The organism is Pseudomonas sp. ADAK13 (genome assembly GCF_012935715.1).
Taxonomy (GTDB): Bacteria; Pseudomonadota; Gammaproteobacteria; order Pseudomonadales; family Pseudomonadaceae; genus Aquipseudomonas.
The window spans coordinates 6458771-6474650 of the sequence record NZ_CP052860.1; the positions used below are offsets into that span (position 1 = coordinate 6458771).

General features: G+C 62.6%; 19 protein-coding genes. 10 read left to right on the top strand and 9 right to left on the bottom strand.

The features are described 5' to 3' along the window. Positions 1-5 precede the first annotated feature (5 nt). Positions 6-1445 carry an amidase gene (locus HKK54_RS29815; RefSeq protein ID WP_169388809.1) on the bottom strand — a complete coding sequence of 480 codons (1440 nt, stop codon included), beginning with the start codon at positions 1443-1445 and terminating at the stop codon, positions 6-8. Positions 1446-1546: 101 nt separating this feature from the next. On the opposite strand from HKK54_RS29815, the gene HKK54_RS29820 reads away from it, so the two are divergent. Together HKK54_RS29820 and HKK54_RS29825 are read left to right on the top strand one after the other, a co-directional pair. Next, entirely contained in the window at positions 1547-2113 is a 567-nt protein-coding gene (locus tag HKK54_RS29820; RefSeq protein ID WP_169388810.1) for a TetR/AcrR family transcriptional regulator, read from the top strand. Between the two features lie 16 nt (positions 2114-2129). Then, complete coding sequence (locus tag HKK54_RS29825; RefSeq protein ID WP_169388811.1) at positions 2130-2555, top strand: GNAT family N-acetyltransferase; 426 nt, start codon at positions 2130-2132, stop codon at positions 2553-2555. A 3-nt stretch (positions 2556-2558) separates the two neighbouring features. Here HKK54_RS29825 and HKK54_RS29830 read toward each other — a convergent pair whose 3' ends face one another. Continuing rightward, a complete protein-coding gene (locus tag HKK54_RS29830) occupies positions 2559-3074 on the bottom strand; it encodes a GNAT family N-acetyltransferase (protein WP_169388812.1) in 516 nt (171 codons plus the stop codon). A 131-nt stretch (positions 3075-3205) separates the two neighbouring features. On the opposite strand from HKK54_RS29830, the gene HKK54_RS29835 reads away from it, so the two are divergent. Further along, the gene (locus HKK54_RS29835; protein WP_169388813.1) at positions 3206-3886 is read left to right on the top strand and encodes a class I SAM-dependent methyltransferase; all 681 of its coding nucleotides are present in this window, start codon (positions 3206-3208) and stop codon (positions 3884-3886) included. Between the two features lie 15 nt (positions 3887-3901). Here the strand turns inward: HKK54_RS29835 and HKK54_RS29840 are convergent, their stop codons facing one another. Next, a complete protein-coding gene (locus HKK54_RS29840; RefSeq protein WP_169388814.1) occupies positions 3902-5113 on the bottom strand; it encodes a TPM domain-containing protein in 1212 nt (403 codons plus the stop codon). A 123-nt stretch (positions 5114-5236) separates the two neighbouring features. Here HKK54_RS29840 and HKK54_RS29845 point away from each other — a divergent pair, with 123 nt between their 5' ends. Continuing rightward, positions 5237-6055 (top strand): alpha/beta fold hydrolase, encoded by an 819-nt coding sequence (locus HKK54_RS29845; protein WP_169388815.1) that lies wholly within the window; start codon positions 5237-5239, stop codon positions 6053-6055. Continuing rightward, positions 6042-7217, top strand: a complete 1176-nt coding sequence (locus HKK54_RS29850) for a PAS domain-containing sensor histidine kinase (protein WP_169388816.1) — start codon at positions 6042-6044, stop codon at positions 7215-7217. The genes HKK54_RS29845 and HKK54_RS29850 overlap by 14 nt, the downstream gene beginning before the upstream one ends. Here the strand turns inward: HKK54_RS29850 and dapF are convergent. After that, on the bottom strand, positions 7186-8019 hold the full coding sequence (gene dapF / locus HKK54_RS29855) for a diaminopimelate epimerase (protein WP_169388817.1): 834 nt from the start codon (positions 8017-8019) through the stop codon (positions 7186-7188). The genes HKK54_RS29850 and dapF overlap by 32 nt on opposite strands. Positions 8020-8148: 129 nt before the next feature. Between dapF and HKK54_RS29860 the strand changes: the two genes are divergently transcribed. Together HKK54_RS29860 and HKK54_RS29865 are read left to right on the top strand one after the other, a co-directional pair. Then, on the top strand, positions 8149-9207 hold the full coding sequence (locus tag HKK54_RS29860) for an alginate lyase family protein (RefSeq protein WP_169388818.1): 1059 nt from the start codon (positions 8149-8151) through the stop codon (positions 9205-9207). Between the two features lie 45 nt (positions 9208-9252). Then, entirely contained in the window at positions 9253-9753 is a 501-nt protein-coding gene (locus HKK54_RS29865; RefSeq protein ID WP_169388819.1) for an AAA family ATPase, read from the top strand. On the opposite strand, the gene HKK54_RS29870 is transcribed toward HKK54_RS29865, so the two are convergent. After that, positions 9750-11315 carry a L,D-transpeptidase family protein gene (locus HKK54_RS29870; RefSeq protein WP_169388820.1) on the bottom strand — a complete coding sequence of 522 codons (1566 nt, stop codon included), beginning with the start codon at positions 11313-11315 and terminating at the stop codon, positions 9750-9752. The genes HKK54_RS29865 and HKK54_RS29870 overlap by 4 nt on opposite strands. A gap of 37 nt (positions 11316-11352) precedes the next feature. Between HKK54_RS29870 and HKK54_RS29875 the strand changes: the two genes are divergently transcribed. Together HKK54_RS29875 and HKK54_RS29880 are read left to right on the top strand one after the other, a co-directional pair. Next, the gene (locus HKK54_RS29875) at positions 11353-12066 is read left to right on the top strand and encodes a murein L,D-transpeptidase catalytic domain family protein (protein WP_010171825.1); all 714 of its coding nucleotides are present in this window, start codon (positions 11353-11355) and stop codon (positions 12064-12066) included. A gap of 86 nt (positions 12067-12152) precedes the next feature. Then, complete coding sequence (locus tag HKK54_RS29880; RefSeq protein WP_010171826.1) at positions 12153-12902, top strand: creatininase family protein; 750 nt, start codon at positions 12153-12155, stop codon at positions 12900-12902. Between the two features lie 106 nt (positions 12903-13008). On the opposite strand, the gene HKK54_RS29885 is transcribed toward HKK54_RS29880, so the two are convergent. Both HKK54_RS29885 and HKK54_RS29890 read right to left on the bottom strand, forming a co-directional pair. Further along, positions 13009-13350 carry a hypothetical protein gene (locus HKK54_RS29885; RefSeq protein ID WP_169388821.1) on the bottom strand — a complete coding sequence of 114 codons (342 nt, stop codon included), beginning with the start codon at positions 13348-13350 and terminating at the stop codon, positions 13009-13011. A gap of 29 nt (positions 13351-13379) precedes the next feature. Continuing rightward, entirely contained in the window at positions 13380-14024 is a 645-nt protein-coding gene (locus HKK54_RS29890) for an ATPase (protein WP_169388822.1), read from the bottom strand. A 143-nt stretch (positions 14025-14167) separates the two neighbouring features. On the opposite strand from HKK54_RS29890, the gene HKK54_RS29895 reads away from it, so the two are divergent. Beyond that, positions 14168-14431, top strand: coding sequence for a hypothetical protein (locus tag HKK54_RS29895; RefSeq protein WP_010171830.1), 264 nt, complete (start codon positions 14168-14170; stop codon positions 14429-14431). Between the two features lie 15 nt (positions 14432-14446). On the opposite strand, the gene HKK54_RS29900 is transcribed toward HKK54_RS29895, so the two are convergent. Further along, positions 14447-15178 carry a GntR family transcriptional regulator gene (locus HKK54_RS29900; RefSeq protein WP_169388823.1) on the bottom strand — a complete coding sequence of 244 codons (732 nt, stop codon included), beginning with the start codon at positions 15176-15178 and terminating at the stop codon, positions 14447-14449. A gap of 33 nt (positions 15179-15211) precedes the next feature. Beyond that, complete coding sequence (gene yfcF / locus HKK54_RS29905; RefSeq protein WP_169388824.1) at positions 15212-15844, bottom strand: glutathione transferase; 633 nt, start codon at positions 15842-15844, stop codon at positions 15212-15214. Positions 15845-15880: the final 36 nt, after the last annotated feature.

Genomic DNA, 15880 nt, shown 5'->3' on the forward strand with positions numbered 1-15880 from the left:
TTGGGTTACAGGTTTCCCCCAGTCCACACATTCGGGTGCCGTGCCGCCCAAGGCGTTGCCCGTTCCAGTTGCGTCGCCAGGCCCAGCAGCATTGCCTCCTGACCAAACGCGCCCATGAATTGCAGGCCGATCGGCAGCCCGCTCTGTGAGTCATGCCCCAACGGCACCGACATCGCGGGCGCGCCAATGACGTTGGCCAGCGCGGTAAACGGTGAATGCGCAAACACTCGGTTCATCCACCCTCGCCCGTCCAACTGCGCCTGGCCCTGGTTGTAGTCGCCGATCATCGGCGCCAGCCCGGGCAATGTGGGTGACAACAGTACGTCATACCGTTGGAACAGGCGGCCCATATGGCGTGCGACGACGTTGCGTTCCCATAGCGCACCCAACAGGTCCGTCGCTTGCAGTGACTTGCCCAGGCGATACAACGCCAGTGTCGCCGGCTCCAGGTGTTCAGCGCTGATTGAGCGCCCTGTCGCGCCGGCGATTGCATCAATCCAGGCCGCCGTGTTCGACGACCAGAAGCGTGCATTGAGTTCGACAAAGGCCTCCCAGCTCAGACCAATATCCGGCTGGATTTCTTCAACCTGATGACCCAGAGCTTCCAGTTGTTTAGCCGTATTGAATAGCGCTTGTTCCACTGAAGGGTGCAACGTTTGCCCGTTCAGGGGCAGGCTCTGGAGGGCAATGCGCAACGAACCAGGCTCCCGTTGGGCAAGGGCCGAAAAGCTGCTTTGCGGCGCAGCTATATGGAATGGATCTCCAGGCGCCCCGCCATGGATCGCGTCAAGCATGGCAGCGCTGTCGCGTACCGAACGGGTCAATACCCCGTGCACGGCCAGGCCACTCCAGACCTCGTCAACCTCTGGCCCCATCGGCACGCGGCCACGGCTGGGCTTTAGCCCGAACAGGCCGCACATCGATGCAGGCACGCGAATTGAGCCCCCACCATCGGTCGCATGAGCCACCGGCACCATGCCCGCCGCCACCGCCGCTGCCGAACCACCGCTGGAGCCACCGGCACTGCGCTGTACGTCCCATGGGTTGCGGGTGGGGCCTGACAGGCGGCTTTCGGTGGTGGTGCTGGCGGCGAACTCCGGTGTGGTGGTGCGGCCCAGCGGCATGAGGCCAGCGTGGCGCAAGCGGGTCATCAGTTCGGAGTCGGCATCGGCGGTGCAGCCCTGTGCGAGCGCACTGCCCAGTTCATTACGACGACCTGCGGCGCTGACGCCAAGGTCTTTCAGCAGCAATGGCACCCCATGGAATGGGCCTTGTGCCGCAACCGGCTCGTCGCCCCAGGTTTCCACCAGCGCGTTGATCTGCGGGTTGATGGCTGCGATGGCTTGCAGGGCCACCGCGCGCACCTCGTCAACACTGACGGCATGGGTATGGATCAGGTGTGCCAGGCCGGTAGCGTCCAGATCGGCGTATTCAGACAGGTACATGAAACTCTCCAAACGGGTATGATGGATACTCTTCGGTATCGAACGATACCGATAAGTATCATGCGATACTCATGGGTATCACTGTCAAGTGGAGAATGTGCATGCGTGCGCAACGGACACCTCAATTGCCCCCGCGCGAGCGGATTGTCGATGCGGCGCAAACGCTGTTTGTGGAACAGGGCATCACCCGTGTAAGCGTGGATGCCATCGCTGCACGGGCCGCCTCGACCAAGATGACCGTGTACCGGCATTTCGAGAATAAAGATGCACTGGTGCTGGAATGGCTGGAACGGCTGACGGAAAGCTACAGCGATGTGCTGGATGACCTGGCGCAGCACTATCCCGAGTCCCCCAGGGAACAACTGTTGGGGTTTGCGGGTTTTATCGTCGAAGACCTGGACCGCGCGGGCTATCGCGGCTGCCCGTTTACCAACACCCTGGCCGAAATTCCCGAGGCCGACCACCCGGCGCGGGCGCTGATCCAGGCGCATAAAAAACGCCAGTTTGAGCGCGTGAAACGGCTTTGCACGCAGCTCAACGCGATCAAACCCGAAGCACTGGCTGAAGAGCTGACGCTGTTGATGGAAGGTGCCCAGGTGGTTGCGCAAAACAAAGGCGTGGATCAGGTGGGTGAACGGCTGATGCGGATGGTGCGCGAGCGGCTTTGATAGGGTAATTAACCTGATGAAACAGCCTTTGATTGAAGTAGGTGACCAACCAAACGCCGAAGCCGAGCAACGCCTTGGCAGCAGCCTCGCCGCCTTCAACGAACACATCACCGGCTCCAATGATCGGCGCCCGCTGACGGTGCTGATCAAAGATCCGGATACCGGTGAAATCCTCGGCGGTATCACCGGCAAAACTACGCTTGGGATGGCGTTCCTCGACCTGTTTCACCTGCCCGATACGTTGCGTGGTTCAGGCCTGGGCACAACCCTGTTAAAGGCATTCGAAGACGAAGCCCGTCACCGTGGTTGCCGTTCGGCGGTGCTGTACACCCTCAGTTTCCAGGCCCCGGCGTTTTACGAAAAGAAGGGCTGGGTGCGTTTTGGTGAATTCCCCTGCGATCCGGAAGGCAGCAGCCGGGTGTTCCTGAGCAAAACCCTCTGACGGCTAAACCCCAAGCCTTTTGCCAAACAGCCGATTTTCATGGCTTTCATTCTGGAACGTGTAAGTCGGCGCCCCCAGCAGTTCATAACCACGGCGCGGATAAAACCCCAGGGCCCGCTCGTTGCCAATCCACACCGTCGCCCATAACAACGACGCACCGCCCTCCCCGGCACGCTGTTCCGCCGCTTGCAGCAAGCGGTAACCCAGGCCCAGGCCGGTAAACCGTTCCTGGATGTACAGCCGCTGCAACTCGGCGGCGTTCGGAGTCGAGATCAGCGCATGGCCCGTATCCAGCGCCACCTGGGCAAACCCCACCAGATGCGCGTTGGACTCAGCGACGATAATCGCCGTGCCCGGCTGGGCAATCAGCGCGGCGATCGCCTGGGGCGAAAACGCTTGCAGCGCCTCGGCGGCGATTGAATCGCGAATGCCTTCGGTGGCGTAGGTGTCGAGAAACACCTGCATGCCCAGCACGCCAAGGCATAACGCGTCTTCAGGCCGCGCAGCGCGGATAAGCATGTCGGGGAGCATTCGGCAGGTACTCTCATCATCAGCAAGGGCAACGTTTTAACACAACTGCACATCTCTGCAATTGCCAGCCGGAATTCGCCCCAGTAGGGTTATTGCTTCCCCCGCCAACAGGAGCCACCATGACCTGGTTTTCAGACCCCGACGCTGTTGCCCGCTACGCCGAAGGCCCGGTGAGGCTGGTGCCGGGTTTCGAGTCGCTGCAACGCATGACCACCCTGCTGCTGCGCGAAAGCGTCCCGGCCACCGGCCATGTCTTGGTGCTGGGTGCGGGTGGCGGGCTGGAGTTGAAGGCGTTTGCCGACAGCCAGCCCCAGTGGCAGTTTGTGGGCGTGGACCCGTCTGCCGAGATGCTGAAACTGGCCGAAGCCACGTTGGGCCCGTTGATGACGCGGGTGCAGTTGCATGAGGGTTATATTCATACCGCACCCGAAGGTCCGTTTGATGCTGCTACCTGCCTGCTGACCCTGCATTTCATCCCGGCCGAAGAGCGCCTGCAAACCTTGAAAGCACTGTGGCGGCGCTTGGTGCCGGGGGCACCGCTGATTGCAGCACATCACAGCTTCCCGCAGGCCTCGCCAGAGGAAAAAGCCCGCTGGCTGAAGCGGTATGCGGCCTATGCGGTGGATTCCGGCGTACCGGCCGAGGATGCCCAGCGGGCGATTACCGCGATCAGCAGCCATTTGCCAGTGCTGTCGCCCGAGGACGATGAGGCACTGCTGCGGGCGGCAGGTTTTGAAGGTGTCGAGCTGTTCTATGCGGGTTTCAGCTTCAAGGGGTGGATTGCCTACAAACCCGCCTAGGTTCCGGGGGGAGTTTCACCAACTCCCCGACGCCCCACCCCCACCGCTGGAACCGCCACCACCCGATGAACTGCTGCTGGAGCTGGAGCTTGAACTGGAGGAACTCGAACTCCCGCCCGAGCCCGAGCCCGAACCCGACCCGTCGCTAATGCCATGGGCAAAGATGAACAGCGCGGCGAACGACGCAAAGGGGAACGCCAGCAGCCATCCGGTGGCGCCCTTGTCGATCAAGGTGCCGGCCACCCCATACACCACCAGCACTGCCACCAGCCGCGCGATAAAGCCAACCTGGCTCTCTTGCCACATGCCCTTCATCACCAGGAACAGGCCGAAGTACAGGCCCAGAATCACCAGCCCGCCCATGGGATAGGCCAGCCAGTGGATCAGGGACAGGTCGCGCACAAAGTGGTCGGTCAGCAGCACACCGGCGATATAGCCCAGCAGCGCCAGCACCGCATAAAACGCCGCCCGCGCCTGCCACAACGCGCCGAACGTGGCGCCGCCGATCAACATGCACAAGGGCAGCAACAGCAGGTACACCGGCCAGTCTTTGCCGCCCGCCACCGCGACCAGCGCCACGGTGACAATCACCACCGCCATCAGCGCCCGGCGCCAAGGGAGTTTTTCAGCGCCCATCAGCACGCCGACCACCCCGCCAAACATAAACGCCAGAAGCACCGCATATGCTTCAGGAGGAAAACCGGCCTTGGCCACGTCGGGCAAGTTGCCGCCGTCCACCAACAGCGTCAGGTCATCCACGGCTTGCTGGACGCCACCCGCATAATCGCCCTGGCGAAAGGCCGGGGTGATGTGCTCTTCGATGATGCGGTGGGCCAGCAGGTCGGTGACGACGCCTTCCAGGCCGTAACCGACTTCGATGCGCACCTTGCGATCGTCCTTCGCCACCAGCAGCAGGATGCCGTCGTTGACGTCCTTGCGCCCCAGTTTCCAGGCGCGGAACAGTTGGTTGGCGAAGTCCTCGATGCTTGCCTCGCCGGTGCTCGGCAACAGCATCACCGCCACCTGGGCGCCCTTGCGTTGCTCAAGGCCGGCGAGTTGCCCGGTCATGCGGGATTGGCTGGCGGCGTCGAGGGTGTTGGTCAGGTCGATCACCCGCTGATCCAGGGGGACCGTGACCAGCCCAGGGGGCGCGGTATCGGCCAACACCTGCGTGCCGGAAAAAATCACCAGCAAGCCCAGCACACACTGCCGTAGGAACACCATCATGTTTTGTTACCTGAAGTTTCATCCTGAATAGGCCGACTTTACCCTATCGACGCGATAAACAGGTGACCCGACGCCATCGACTATCTAGACTCACGTCACCGCCCGCATCAACACGAGAAACCCATGGAGCTTCAGCAACGCAACAACGTCAGGGTACTTGGCGACGGTCCATCGACGCTGGTGTTCTCCCATGGCTTCGGCTGTGATCAAACCATGTGGAGTTATCTGTTTCATCACTTCACCGGGCGCTTCCGGGTCGTGCTGTACGACCTGGTGGGTGCGGGGCAGTCCGACCTGGGCGCGTACGACGCGGAAAAATACAGCTCGCTGGCCGGCTACGCCCGCGACCTGGGCGAAATCATTGATGAATACGCCATTGGCCCGGTCATTCTGGTGGGGCACTCCGTCAGCGCCATGATCGGTGCACTGGCCGACCGTCAGTCCCCCGGGAAAGTCGCCGCTCATGTGATGATCGGCCCGTCGCCCTGCTATATCGACTCGGGTGCCTATACGGGCGGGTTCACCCTCGACGACATCCATTCGTTGCTCGATACCCTCGACAGCAATTACCTCGGCTGGTCCAGCACCATGGCGCCGGTGATCATGGGCGCCCCCGGGCAACCGGCCCTCGGTGAAGAACTGACCAACAGCTTCTGCCGCACCGAGCCTGAAATCGCCAAGCGCTTCGCCCGAGTGACCTTCCTGTCGGACAACCGCCAGGACATCGTCGGCCTGATGACCCCCACACTGATTTTGCAGTCCACCGACGACTTGATCGCACCGGTCTGTGTGGGCGAGTACCTGCACGCCGCAATGCCTGCCAGCACCTACTGCCTGGTGGACAACGTGGGCCACTGCCCGCACATGAGTGCACCCGGCGCCTGTTCGGCGGCCATGGACAGTTTCCTGTTGCCATGGGTGGGCGCCGATGCCAGCCGATGACCTGTCACTGACGGACGCCCAGCGCCTGTTCGACGGCGCGCCCTGCGCACTGGTGGTCACCCGGGAAGACGGCACGATCGAGCAGGCCAACCAGTGCTTCAGCGACTGGACCGGCTTCGGTGCCGGCGAATTGAAGGGTCGGCGGTTTCAGGACTTGCTGACGATGGGCGGGCGAATCTTCCATCAGACCCACCTCGCCCCGCTGATGAAAATGCAAGGTTCCATCGCCGAAGTAAAACTCGACCTGCTGCACCGCGACCGGCACACCGTCACGGTGCTGCTCAACGGCGTGCGGCATGAACAGGCGGGCACGGTCTACAACGAGTTGGCCCTGTTCGGTACCACCGACCGTGACAAGTATGAGCGTGAACTGCTCAACGCCCGCAAGCTGGCTGAAGCCTTGCTGCTGGAAAAGACCGCCGCCGAAATGGCGCTGCAGCAGGCTCAGGCCGAACTGAACAACGCCTATGAAATTGCCCAGCGCCGGGCATTGTTTGCCGAGCAGATGGTGGCGATCGTCAGCCATGACCTGAAAAACCCACTCACCGCGATCAAAATGGCCTCGGAAATCCTCGCCCGCGGCGAACGCAGCCCCAAGGAGCGCCAACTGCTGGGGCATATCGGCCTGTCCAGCGACCGGGCACAGCGGATGATCGCCGACCTGCTGGACTTCACCCTGGCCAGAGTCGGCCAGGGCATCGGCATTAGCCCGGTGGTCATCGACCTGCACACGGTCACCCGGGACAGCCTCGATGAGTTGCGGGTGGCCTTCCCCCAGGCAACCCTGAACCATCAGGCCACCGGCAGCGCCAATGCCTTCCTGGATGCCGACCGCGTCCAGCAAATCATCGGCAACCTGGTGGCGAACAGCGTGGCCTACGGCGACCTGCAACACCCGATAACGGTCACCTCGCACCAGGACGAGCAAGAAAGCAGGTTGTCGGTGCATAACCAGGGCGCGGTCATTCCTGAAGCGTTGATTGCCGTACTGTTCGAGCCCATGACCCGTGGCGCCGACCAGGACAGTGAGGTGCGCAGCGTAGGCCTGGGGCTGTTCATCGTGCGGGAAATCGCCCAGGCCCATGGGGGTGATGTTTCGGTGAGTTCAAGCCTGGGCCGGGGCACAACCTTCAGCGTGCACTTTCCATTGCGCACCCCATAACCGCATCCTCGACAATGCCGTGGAGAATGGTTTGCACGGCTCCCGTCAATACCACCCCGCCGTGCCCGGCCCAGTGCACCGTCAACGTACCGCCGTCGCATTGCACGTCGACGGTGTGATCCAGCAACCCGCGACGAATCCCGTTGACCACTGCGCCACAACAGCAAGAGCCCGAGCCCTGCGGAATGCCGCCGCCACGTTCCCAGATGCGCAGGCGGATATGGCTACGGTCCAGCACCTGCACGAAGTGCACATTGGTTTTTTCGGGAAACAGCGGATGGGTTTCGAGCACCGGCCCGATGGCTGCAATGTCGATGGCCGCCAGATCGTCGACAAAGAACGTGCAGTGCGGGTTGCCCATGCTGCACGCCGCCGGGTCGCCCTCCAGCGGCAAGTGTTCGGTGTTCATTGCTTGCGCCAGCGGAATGGCTTCCCAGCCCAATGACGGCGGCCCCATGTCCACCGACACCCGCTGGCCCGATTCGCGCACGCAGGTCAGCAGGCCCCGGTTGGTACGCAGCAGCACGGAAGTGGTGCCGGCTTCGCGCATCAGCATGTCTGCCACCCCACGGGTGGCGCTGCCGCAGGTGTCGAGCGGCGTGCCATTGGGGTTCCAGAACAAGATGCGGGCGGCGGCGTCGGTGCAATCGAGCACCACGGCCAGTTGATTGAAGCCGATGCCGCGATGGCGATCCCCCAGGCGGCGGGCGACGTCAGACGTTATCGGGTCATGCTGGCCGCGCCGGTCGATCACGATGAAGTCATCACCGTGGGCGTGCATCTTTACGAACTGCAAGGTCATGGGCGTCCTGTTCCAGAGCTGTCTCTGCGCCCAAGCATACGGACGTAATGGGTATTTCATCAAATACCCGGCAAGCTCATGTTAACGTCGCGCGATTGCGCCATGGCCACTCAATCCCAGAGAGAAAGCATGCTACAACGCCCCCTGACAACCGTGGTTCTGGCCGCGCTGCTCGCCTCGTTCACCCACGCTGCGGTGGCCGCGCCCTCAGTGCTGAGCGCTTGCCAACCCGCCAGCTCGAACCCGACCTCCAAATCGCTGCTCGCCGCCGCCCAGCGCCACCTCGGCGACCAGCCCGACGCCCTGTCCCATCTGCACACCGAGGGCACGCTGCCTAACCAGGGCATCCGCGAGCAAAGCATTGCCGCCGAGAAGGACTGGCCGGTGATGCGCCAGGCGGCCCTGGCCTGGCGCCTGAGCCGTGATACGCGCTACCTCAAGCAAGTCGACGACTACCTCAGCGCCTGGGCCAGCACCTATCAGCCGGATTTCAACCCGATCGACGAGACCAACCTCGACATGCTGATGGGTGCCTACGCGCTCACCGCCAGCGACCTTCGCCCCCAGACCCGCGACGCCACCCGCGCGCTGCTGACCAGCCTGGGCAACGGCTACATCGAGCGCATCAAGCAATTCCATGGCGAAAAGAAAGCCACCAACACCAATAACTGGCAAAGCCACCGCGTGAAGCTGGTCACCGTGGCCGCCGCCGCATTGGGCGACCGCGAGATGCTGGAAGAGGCCTTTCGGCTGTTCCAACAACAGATCACCGACAACGTGCTGCCCGACGGCTCGGTCACCGACTTCCAGGACCGTGATGCCCTGCACTACGTGGTCTACGACCTGGAGCCGCTGGTGCAGGCGGCGTTGGCGGCCAAGCCCTACGGCATTGGCGGCAACTGGCTGGACTATACCGCCGCCCACGGTGGCTCCCTGAGCGAAGCACTGGACTGGCTTGCCCCGTATGCCAAGGGCCAGCGCAGCCACGAAGAGTTCGTGCACACCCACGTGCAGTTCGACAAAGACCGCGCCCGCGTCGGCGAGCCGGGCTACAGCGGCGAATGGAACCCGAAAAGCAGCAATACGCTGTACTGGCTGGCGGCGCAGTTGGACGCGCGGTATTTGCCGGTGGCTGAACAGCTCGCGCCCAAACCCTCGGACTGGATCAGCGCCTGTTATTTGAAGTGAGCCGTCCGTTAGACTGAGCCGTCTCACCCATTCGAAGGATCGACAATGCTTATCGTATTCAGCGGCCTGCCCGGCACCGGGAAGACCACAATTGCCAAGGCCCTTGCTGTCCAGACCGGTGCTGTTTACCTGCGCATCGACACCATCGAGCAGGCCATCCGGGACGCAGGGGTCCTGGTACAGGGCGTGGGCAGCAGCGGTTATCAGGTGGCCAATGCGCTGGCGTTGAGTAATCTGGCGCTGGGCCAAAGGGTGGTGGTTGATTGCGTGAATCCGGTGGCTGAAAGCCGTCAGGCGTGGCGCGAAACCGCTCTGCGCGCGGGTATGCCGCTGGTGAATATCCAGGTGGTTTGCTCAGACCCACGTGAACACCAACGCCGGGTGGAAACACGCACCGGCGATATTCCCGGGCTCACGCCGCCCACCTGGCAATCCGTATTGGCCCATGAATATGAGCCGTGGCAAGCATCGCCGTTTACCGTCGACACCGCGCACGTGTCGCCCTGCGAGGCGCTGACAATGATCAGCGCGCAGCTCAGGGTTTAGAGCGCACTTTCCATCGCCTTCATCAACACCGGGTCCCGCCCGTAGATATCCGGCGCGTACAGCAATGCGCCCTTGCCATCGACCTGCACCGTCCAATACCCCAACAACACCGGTACCGGCGTCGCGAGCCGGAACTCGTGGGTGGTTTCTGTCGCCAGCAGTTCTTCGGTGCGGATCTTCTCTGCCGGGCTCACCAGCAAGTCCCGCAGTTGCAGCGGCTGTTCAACCCGCACACACCCGGAGCTGAAAGCCCGTGGCCCCTTGGAGAACAGTGGCTGGCTCGGGGTGTCGTGCAGGTACACCGAATATGGGTTGGGAAAGCGCAGCACGATCCGACCCAGCGGGTTGCGCGGGCCGGCGCCTTGGCGCAGCAGGATGTTGCCGGGGCGCGACCAGTCGACCTGTTCCGGCGCCAGCGGGTTGCCCTGGCTGTCGAGCACTTGCAGGTTCTGTTGGCGCAGGTATTCGGGGTTCAGGCGGATCGCCGGCAGCTTGTCCTCGCGCATGATGGTGGGCGGGATGGTCCAAGTGGGGTTCAGGGTCAGCCGGGTGATGCGCGACTTCAGCAGCGGCGTCTGGCGGTCGGCGCGGCCGACTTGCAGGCGGGTTTGCCACACCGGTACGCCGCCCTGGTAGAAGCTCAGTTGCGCCGCTGCCACGTTGACCAGTACGCCTTCGGGCTCAAAGTCCCGGGACAGCCAGCGAAACCGTTCAAGGTTGATGCGCAACTGTTCGCGGCGAATCGCCGGGCTGATGTTCAGCTCGGTGACGGTACCGGGCCCGATCACGCCATCGGCTTGCAGGGAGTGGCTCAGTTGGAAGGTCTTGACCGCGTTCACCAGTTCACCCCGGTACTGCGTACCGGACGAGGTGCTGCTCAGGTAGCCGCCATTGACCATTCGCCGCGCCAGTTGCGGCACCCGCGCATCGTCCATGCCCGGACGCAACAGCGGGCCGCTGGCGACCGCATCCCAATGGGGCAACGGTTGCTGGCGCAGTGCGGCGTAGGCACTGCGCAGGCTGAGGTATAACGGCGCGCTGGGGCGGGCCTGATCGAAGGCTTGGGGAATGTTCTGCAGGCCGGCCTCGGCCATTGCCAGCACCTGGGTGTCGGGGTCCTGGGCCGGTGGTTGCGAGTGCCAGAGGGGTTCGAAGCGCGACTGCTGCAGGCGGCCGAAATGCAGGTCCTGCAGGGCTTGCAGGTATTGCTGGCTGCTGCCGATGTCGATGCACAGCACGTTCCCGGTGGCATCCAGCGGAGGCAGTCTATAGTGAGCGGGGTCGAGGCCGTCATCGGCCAGCATCAGCAGTTGGGCTTGCAACGCGGTGCGACGCTCGCCCTCCGACCAGAGCACCACGTCGCCCTGCTGCTGATAAAAAGCTTGCAAGCGCGCCAGTGAAGGGGCGTCGACTTGCCCGGCCAGGCCGGGGCAAACCGTCGACAATTGGGAGAGCGCCAGCTGCACCGGGGCCGGCGACACCACCAACAGGTCTTCGGCTGTCGCGACCAGCGGTGCAACGAGCAGGCAAATGCTCAAGTAACATGCGTGTTTTTTGAACAATCGCTTAGCTCCCATCCACGGCGGAGATGCTCTATACATGCTGACCTTTTGCTGCCGACTCGGCCTGATCATCTCGACCTTTGCCTCGCTGAGCACCGTTGCGCTCGCAGACACGGGTAAACCTCATACTCTGTATAGCAGCCTCGCCCACGCGGCTCCAGAACTCAACCCCGCTGTGCTTAAAAGTGCCCTCACGGCCATGCAGTGCGCGGTAGGAAACGGCCTTGAACAGTCCGATCGACTGGCCGTCATCGACTATTCCCAACCATCGACCGCCCGTCGCCTATGGATCTTCGACCTGCGCAAGAAGACGTTAGTGCTGCGGGACCTGGTGGCCCACGGGCAAAAATCCGGGGAAAACTTTGCCACGCAGTTCTCCAACCGCGAGGGCAGCTACCAGTCCAGCATTGGCTTGTTCCGCACTCAGGAGAGCTACGAAGGCGCCCATGGCTACTCATTGCGCATGGACGGCCTGGAGCCGGGGTTCAATGACCGTGCGCGGGACCGCGCCATCGTGATTCATGCCGCCGAGTACGTCAGCCCCTTGTGGAGCAAGCGCGAAGGCCGCATCGGCCGCAGCCAGGGTTGCCCGGCCGTGCGCCCGCAAGTGGCGCGCCAGGTGGTGGATAAGCTCAAGGACGGCCAGTTCATGTTTTCCTGGTACCCCGACCAGCGCTGGCTGAAGTCCTCGGCCTACCTCAACTGCAAACCACGCCAGATGGCGAGTGCCGGCACCGTCAAAGGCGGTTGATGGTCTCGCCGTTGCCGTGCACCATGCGGCTCACGCCACCAGGAACTTCACCGTGTTCCTGGGCTTGATGAGAGAGAGACCCCTAGATGCTTTTACATCAATCCACCTGGATCGAGATTGGTCAGTTTCTGGAACGCAGCCGCAGCATCGTGATTCCCATCGGTTCCAACGAGCAACACGGCCCCACCGGCCTGCTGGGCACCGACTGGATGTGCCCGGAAATCATCGCCCATGAAGCGCAAAAAAACGCCGACATCCTGATCGGCCCGACCTTCAATATCGGCATGGCGCAACACCACCTGGGCTTTCCCGGCACCATCTCCCTGCGCCCTTCGACCTTTATCGCGGCGATTGGTGACTGGGTGCGCTCGCTGGCGGGCCACGGTTTCGAAAAGATCCTGTTCCTCAATGGCCACGGCGGCAATATCGCTTCGATCGAAGCGGCGTTCTCCGAGCTGTACGCTGAAGCGAGCTTCACCGGACGCCCGTCGGGTTATGCGCTGAAGCTGTGCAACTGGTGGGATCTGGAAGGCGTGAACGAACTGGCGCACCAGCAATTTCCGGTCGGCCACGGCAGCCATGCCACGCCGTCGGAGATCGCGGTGACCCAATGGGCCTACCCGCACGCGATCAAGTCGGCTGACTACTCGCCGCAAATCGCCAACACGGGCCCGATCCGCGAAGCCCGCGACTTCCGCGCCCGCTTCCCGGATGGCCGCATGGGTTCGGACCCGGCGCTGGCTACCCCGCAAAAAGGCGGTGAGTTGGTGGCATTGGCGGCCAAAGGCCTGGTGAAGGCGGTCGATACGTTCAGCAGCGAGCCAAAGCCGAGCTGAATCACTCGAGTGTAGGCGCTGGCTTGCCAGATGCAGACACCTCGGTGCATCAGATACACCGAGGCGATGCGATCGCTGGCAAGCCAGCTCCTACAGGGTCATGTGTTTACAGGCAATCCCGCGCCGCATGCTCGAAACGCGACGGCTTGAACGGCGACGCCACCGGCTTGCGCTCGTACAGGAACACCTTGCCGCCGTCCTGCGCCTTGTAGACCTCCAGAATGTTGTCTGCGGCGATCTTGCTGCTCACCACGATCCGGGCGTGCCGCGAGTTCTGCGTCACGGTGGCGGTCATCTCGTATTTCTCGAACTTGGGCACCACACACTGCACATAGGCCTCGGGTTCCTTGGCGGTTTGCAGGGTGAGGGTTGGAGCGTTGGGGGCGGACGCACAGCCCGTCATCAAAACAGAAGCAAAAGCCATCGCAGGCACTAACAACACGCGCATAAAAAATCCTGAAATATAGAAGAAGTGGGCTAACCGGCGGCGACCAACGCCTTGAGCGAGGCATCGAACTGTTTCAATGCATTCAACTGAACGTCGCGCTGCTGCCCAATCTGTGCAGCGATCTGGGGCGCCGTTTTGTCATGTACCCATACAGAAGGCAAGTGCATTTGCATCGAACCCTCGGCTTTCGCGATGTATTGCAGGTCAATGTCATAGAATTTGGCCACAAACCGCGCCTCCACCACGTCATTGCGCTGGGTCAGCAACTGGTTGTAGGTGTCGAGCAGCACCACCACATCCGGATGCGCCTGCAAAAGCTCATCAAGGGTGTCGTAACGGGTGACCGAGGCAAAGGTGTGCCGCAGGGACGTCATCAGCCAGTCAATCGCCAGGTCCGGGTCGGAGCTGTCGACGAAGGCCTGGCGAATCTCCTCGTCCAATTGGCCCTTGGCACCATTGACCGCCATGTCGTGGTAGCGCGCCAGGTACTGCAGGTTATCGAGGGTGTTGTCGCTGTAGAGCACACCGACCGATTGCGAGTGTTGCAAACTCAGCGGGCTGGCGGCGATGGGCGATAAATGGCTGGCTTGCAGGCCCCCGGCCACCGCCGACGCAGCTGCGCCAATCCCGCTCATCAGCAACGCCACCAGGGCCAATCCAGTAAAAGTCCTCATCGCAGGGTCCTTGCACATCATTTCCGATGAGGGCAATTGTCCTCCTTTTCCAGAAAAACAGAACTCGCAATACTTGATGGTGACTATTATCTGGAGCAATAGTGTCGTGCAGGCCGCCCCACACAAAATGATAAGGAATGCCTATGAACCCCCATCAGAAAACCTTCGACCGCATCCGTGAAGCCGTGCTGCCGGAATTTCGCGACCGGGTTGCCGAGTACCTGGTCGATTATGAGGACGTGCTGCTGCACAACGCCGCAGAACCGGAAGTGGTCTACGCCATCGCCCAGCAACTGCGCGGGTACTTGCGCGGTTTGAACACCACCCGGGTGCTGGGCATGGCCGACTGGGAGGACCTTGACCGCCGGGTGGTACAGACATGGCTGGTGTTGCTGGAAGCCGAATAGCCGCGCGCAACGGGCTCAGCGGATATCCACGCGGTAACGGAAGTGTTCGGCATGGCCACGGCCGCGTCGCAACTCCAGGGGTTGGCCGGCGTAATCCCGGGCCAGCCGCTCGATCACCATCACCGGGCTGCCCACCGGCACCTGCAGCCAGCGCGCCCACACCTCATCGATGGATTCGGCGGTGAGGGCTTCCTCGGCGGACGCCACGACCTGCCCGCATACCTCTTCGTAGGTCGGGTACAGCAACAAGCCCTGACGGGTCAGGTCGACGTCCAACAGCGCCTGGAATCGCGTACGCGGCAGCCAGATTTCCTCGGCCAGTACCGGCCCGGTGTCCAGCACGTGCACCCGCACGATGCAAATCACCGGCGCATCCGGCTCCAGCCCCAACACCTCGCTTACCGACAACGGCGCCTTCACCGGCTTGACCGACAGGATCCGGCTCTGTGGCAGCTGGCATTCGCCGCCCGGGCCCTGGAAGCGGAAACACCGGAACAACGACGATTGAAACTTCGGGCGGCGCACAAACGTACCCCGGCCTTGTTGGCGTTCCAGGATGCCTTCACCGACCAACGCCTCGATGGCTTTACGCACGGTGCCGGTGGACAGCTGGTATTGGGTGGACAGCACCGCCTCAGGGGGAATCGCCGCCCCGGCTCGCCAGTGGTTATTGGCAATCTGCTCAATCAGATGATCCCGAAAGCGTTGGTACAGCGGCAGGCGGGAGTCACTCGACAGTATATTCATGGACCAGGATTCACTTTGTAATTGAGAAGGTGGCTACAGCGACGGTCGTGCCTGCTTGACCCATTCCTGGACCGAAGGCCGTTGCCATTGGCGCCGGGCGTACGCCACCAGGTTGGCGGGCACGCTGTCACCGTTGAGGATCAGCCGGTTGAGCATCACGGCCAGGTCCACGTCGGCAATCGACCACTCGCCGAACAGGTAGTCGCGCCCGTCAGCCAGCAGCGCCTGTGCCGCGCTGATCAGCTTTTGCGCTGCCGATTGCGCTGCCGCCGACAGCGGCTCGCCCTTGAGCCCGTAAAACACCACCAGGGTCGAACGTTCCTGCCGGATCGGCATCAGGTCACTGCGCAACCACGCCTGAACCTGACGCGCCCTCGCCCGCTGGCGAGGTTCTGCCGGGTACACCGGGACCTGTGGGAACACTTCTTCCAGGTACTCGGTAATCGCCGAGGACTCGGACAACGCAAACTCACCCTGCACCAGGGTCGGTACACGCCCGGTCAACGACAACTGGGCAAACGCCTCGGACTGGTTCTCACCCGTGTCGAGGTTCAGGGTGACCAGCTCGAACTCCAGGCCTTTTTCCCGCAGGGTTACGAACGCCGACATCGCGTAGGGGCTGGTGAAGTGGGCGTCAACGTACAGGCGTAGCGAGCGATTGTTCACGACGGGATCTCCTTGGCTGGAACGCCACACTACGAG

Excerpts from the sequence above, each read along its gene's own strand:
- HKK54_RS29820 (WP_169388810.1), top strand. The coding sequence starts at position 1,547 with ATGCGTGCGCAACGGACACCTCAATTGCCCCCGCGCGAGCGGATTGTC.
- dapF (WP_169388817.1), bottom strand. The coding sequence starts at position 8,019 with ATGACCTTGCAGTTCGTAAAGATGCACGCCCACGGTGATGACTTCATC.
- HKK54_RS29835 (WP_169388813.1), top strand. The coding sequence starts at position 3,206 with ATGACCTGGTTTTCAGACCCCGACGCTGTTGCCCGCTACGCCGAAGGC.
- HKK54_RS29900 (WP_169388823.1), bottom strand. The coding sequence starts at position 15,178 with ATGAATATACTGTCGAGTGACTCCCGCCTGCCGCTGTACCAACGCTTT.
- HKK54_RS29895 (WP_010171830.1), top strand. The coding sequence starts at position 14,168 with ATGAACCCCCATCAGAAAACCTTCGACCGCATCCGTGAAGCCGTGCTG.
- HKK54_RS29880 (WP_010171826.1), top strand. The coding sequence starts at position 12,153 with ATGCTTTTACATCAATCCACCTGGATCGAGATTGGTCAGTTTCTGGAA.
- HKK54_RS29815 (WP_169388809.1), bottom strand. The coding sequence starts at position 1,445 with ATGTACCTGTCTGAATACGCCGATCTGGACGCTACCGGCCTGGCACAC.
- HKK54_RS29845 (WP_169388815.1), top strand. The coding sequence starts at position 5,237 with ATGGAGCTTCAGCAACGCAACAACGTCAGGGTACTTGGCGACGGTCCA.
- HKK54_RS29890 (WP_169388822.1), bottom strand. The coding sequence starts at position 14,024 with ATGAGGACTTTTACTGGATTGGCCCTGGTGGCGTTGCTGATGAGCGGG.
- HKK54_RS29850 (WP_169388816.1), top strand. The coding sequence starts at position 6,042 with ATGCCAGCCGATGACCTGTCACTGACGGACGCCCAGCGCCTGTTCGAC.
- HKK54_RS29875 (WP_010171825.1), top strand. The coding sequence starts at position 11,353 with ATGCTGACCTTTTGCTGCCGACTCGGCCTGATCATCTCGACCTTTGCC.
- HKK54_RS29840 (WP_169388814.1), bottom strand. The coding sequence starts at position 5,113 with ATGATGGTGTTCCTACGGCAGTGTGTGCTGGGCTTGCTGGTGATTTTT.
- HKK54_RS29825 (WP_169388811.1), top strand. The coding sequence starts at position 2,130 with ATGAAACAGCCTTTGATTGAAGTAGGTGACCAACCAAACGCCGAAGCC.
- HKK54_RS29885 (WP_169388821.1), bottom strand. The coding sequence starts at position 13,350 with ATGCGCGTGTTGTTAGTGCCTGCGATGGCTTTTGCTTCTGTTTTGATG.
- HKK54_RS29860 (WP_169388818.1), top strand. The coding sequence starts at position 8,149 with ATGCTACAACGCCCCCTGACAACCGTGGTTCTGGCCGCGCTGCTCGCC.
- HKK54_RS29865 (WP_169388819.1), top strand. The coding sequence starts at position 9,253 with ATGCTTATCGTATTCAGCGGCCTGCCCGGCACCGGGAAGACCACAATT.
- HKK54_RS29830 (WP_169388812.1), bottom strand. The coding sequence starts at position 3,074 with ATGCTTATCCGCGCTGCGCGGCCTGAAGACGCGTTATGCCTTGGCGTG.